General features: G+C 38.9%; 4 protein-coding genes. All 4 read left to right on the forward strand.

All coding sequences use genetic code 11. From position 1 onward, the window contains the following. The coding region (locus LC653_RS45135; protein WP_229501733.1) for an adenine phosphoribosyltransferase at nucleotides 1-504 on the forward strand (504 nt) is incomplete at its 5' end. Nucleotides 505-624: 120 nt separating this feature from the next. Beyond that, nucleotides 625-1,497, forward strand: a complete 873-nt coding sequence (locus tag LC653_RS45140) for an S-methyl-5'-thioadenosine phosphorylase (protein ID WP_229501734.1) — start codon at nucleotides 625-627, stop codon at nucleotides 1,495-1,497. A gap of 162 nt (nucleotides 1,498-1,659) precedes the next feature. Beyond that, nucleotides 1,660-2,367, forward strand: a complete 708-nt coding sequence (gene mtnC / locus LC653_RS45145; RefSeq protein ID WP_229501735.1) for an acireductone synthase — start codon at nucleotides 1,660-1,662, stop codon at nucleotides 2,365-2,367. Then, nucleotides 2,364-3,414 (forward strand): S-methyl-5-thioribose-1-phosphate isomerase (gene mtnA / locus LC653_RS45150; RefSeq protein WP_229501736.1); only part of this gene is annotated, 1,051 nt, incomplete at its 3' end. The genes mtnC and mtnA, both read left to right, overlap by 4 nt.

The following is a 3,414-nucleotide window of genomic DNA, read 5'->3' on the forward strand; positions in this document are numbered from 1 at the left end:
TTAATTCGTGATGTCCCCAACTTTCCCAAACCTGGAATTTATTTCCGAGACATAACCACACTTCTACGTAATTCAAATGGACTAAATTACACAATTGATTCCCTAGCCCAAAAGATTAATGCTGCTGGGCTAAGTGTAGATTATGTAGTCGGAATTGAATCACGAGGCTTCATTGTTGGTGCACCATTGGCTTATAAACTAGAAGCTGGTTTTGTACCAGTTCGTAAACCTGGTAAGTTGCCTTGTTCAGTTTACTCGGTTGAGTATGAACTAGAGTACGGTACAGATCGCCTAGAAGTACATCAAGATGCTCTAGAAGCAGGAAGTCGAGTTTTGATTGTGGATGATTTAATAGCTACAGGTGGAACAGCCAATGCTACAGCAAAGTTAATCAAGCAAATTGGTTGTCAACTAGTAGGCTTTAGCTTCATTGTGGAGTTAAAGAATTTACACGGCCGTAAGTATTTGCCAGATGTACCAATTATTGCATTAGTTGAATACTAGCGATCACAGTCATTTTCATGCAATTAAGCATCCCTAAAAATACTCAGTACTATCACAGATAATCTTTTTGTTAGTAACAATAATTAGTGTATATTCTGCAACTAAATACAGGGAAAAATCATGGCTCAGGCAAAAATTGGAATCATTGGCGGTAGTGGTCTATACAAAATGGATGCCCTGAATGATGTGAAAGAAGTTAATATTGATACACCTTTTGGAGCAACTTCCGACGCTTTGATAATAGGAACTTTAGAAGGAGTAAAAGTTGTTTTCCTTGCTCGTCACAATCGCAATCATAGTCTTTTACCTTCTGAAATTCCATTCCGTGCTAATATCTATGCCATGAAATACTTAGGAGTTGAGTACTTGATTTCTGCTTCAGCAGTTGGCTCACTCAAGGAAGAGGTTAAACCACTAGATATGGTAATACCAGATCAGTTTGTTGACAGAACAAAGAATCGGATATCTACCTTTTTTGGAGAAGGAATTGTTGCTCATGTTGCTTTTGGCAATCCAGTGTGTAATCAGCTGGCTACAGTGTTAGCAGATGTGATTACTAACCTGAAATTACCAAATGTTACCCTACATTCTGGTGGCACTTATGTTTGTATGGAAGGTCCAGCATTCTCAACTAAAGCAGAGTCACATCTATACCGTAGCTGGGGGGCTACAGTGATTGGAATGACCAACTTACCAGAAGCCAAGTTAGCGAGAGAGGCAGAAATTGCCTATGCAACCTTAGCTTTAGTAACTGATTATGACTGTTGGCATCCAGATCATGACAGTGTAACAGTTGAGATGGTCATTGCCAATCTACAACGCAATGCAGTGAATGCACAAAAGGTAATTCAAGAAACAGTACGCCGTTTTAAGGAAAACTCACCACCCTCAGATGCTCACTCGGCTTTAAAGTATGCAATTCTTACTCAAATGGATAAAGTTCCTTTAGCTACGAAAGAGAAGTTAGAATTTTTATTGAAGCGGTATTTTTGAGTATCAGCAACTTTAACTTATATGCAGCAGAATGAGGAATATGCCCATAAATTCATACTGAAGTGAGGGGCTTCTTCGCGGCTTTCTGCAAAAAAATAAGAGAGAAATAAAACGAGTAAAGTATTTCAGTAGTGATTTAACTGTAATTAAAGTTTTCAAACTATGACAGTTACTTACCAAAGCAATCAAATTCAAATTATTCTGACGGACATTGAAGGTACTACAACCGATATTAGTTTTGTACATGAAGTTCTTTTTCCGTATTCTGCAAAACATTTATCAGAATGGGTACAGAACCACTTAGAATTGCCGATTATTCAGGATATCCTGCAACAAGTCAGAGAAATCAGTGATCAACCAAATCTTGATGTGGAAAGCTGTCTGAGTAAGTTGATGATTTGGCACATTGAAGACCGCAAAATTACTCCATTAAAAAGCTTGCAAGGTTTAATCTGGCAAGAAGGATATAAAAGTGGTGAGCTGAAGGCTCACGTATATCCTGATGCTGTTGAATATCTTCAACATTGGTATGGCGCGGGTTTAAAACTAGCTGTTTATTCTTCTGGTTCTGTTGCTGCTCAAAAACTATTGTTTCAAAACACTTTAATGGGAGATTTAACCCCATTATTCTCCAAGTACTTCGATACAACTACAGGCAGTAAGATAGAGAGTCACTCCTACCTTACCATTGCACATAAATTACTTGTCCTTCCACAGGAGATTTTGTTCTTGTCTGACTCTTCACAAGAGTTAGCTGCGGCCAGTGCTGCTAATTTAAACGTTTGTGGGTTAAGTAGACAAACTATGGCTGTATCTCATGACTTTATCTATGTAAAAAACTTCTCACAAATTCCTCTGAAATTCTTATGAAAATTAATGGTATTTGGCATCACTCAATTACAGTTAATTCTGATGAATCTATTCGGATTATAGATCAAAGGCAACTACCACACCAGCTAGTTTTTGTTAATCTTAGGACAACAGAAGAAATTATAACTGCTATTCACGAAATGTGGTTGCGCGGAGCACCGTTGATTGGGGCTGTCGCTGTATGGGGATTATGTTTTGCTTTGCAAGATAATCCAGATAATAATACAACCCTCGAAACTGCCTGTCAAAAATTACTGGCAACCCGCCCAACAGCAGTCAACCTGGCCTGGGCTTTAAATCGGATGAAGCAAAAGCTTCTACCATTACCTATCAGTCAACGTTATCAAGCCGCCTTAGCAGAGGCAAAAGCAATCTGCGAGGAAGATATTAAGATTAATGAATCTATTGGTAAGTATGGCTTGAAACTTATAAAAGAAATTTATCAACAGAAACAAGACACTGTTAACATTCTGACGCACTGCAATGCTGGCTGGTTGGCAACACTCGATTGGGGAACAGCACTAGCACCAATTTATATGGCTTATGATGCTGGTATTCCTGTTCACGTTTGGGTTGATGAGACTCGCCCACGAAATCAGGGAGCGGCCTTAACAGCGTGGGAACTTGCCCAGCATGGTGTTCCATTTACCCTAATTGTTGATAATGTAGGTGGACACCTAATGCAGCATGGCATGGTAGATATTTGTTTAGTTGGTGCTGATAGGGTAACATCTCAAGGTGATGTTTGTAATAAAATTGGTACTTATTTAAAAGCTCTAGCTGCCAACGATAATAACGTACCGTTTTATGCAGCTGTACCCACACCAACAATTGACTGGTCAATAAAAGATGGCATTACGGAAATTCCTATTGAGCAGCGTAATACAGAAGAAGTTACGCATGTTTTTGGATTAACTGACCAAGGCAAATTAGAAAAGGTTTGTATTACTGTGCCACAGGTTCAATCTGCCAACTATGGCTTTGATGTTACGCCTGCTCATCTAGTAACTGGACTGATCACAGAACAGGGTATTTTTCACAAAATTA

Origin of the sequence: Nostoc mirabile CHAB5784 (genome assembly GCF_020829645.1) — a bacterium.
GTDB classification, from domain to species: Bacteria; Cyanobacteriota; Cyanobacteriia; order Cyanobacteriales; family Nostocaceae; genus Nostoc; species Nostoc mirabile.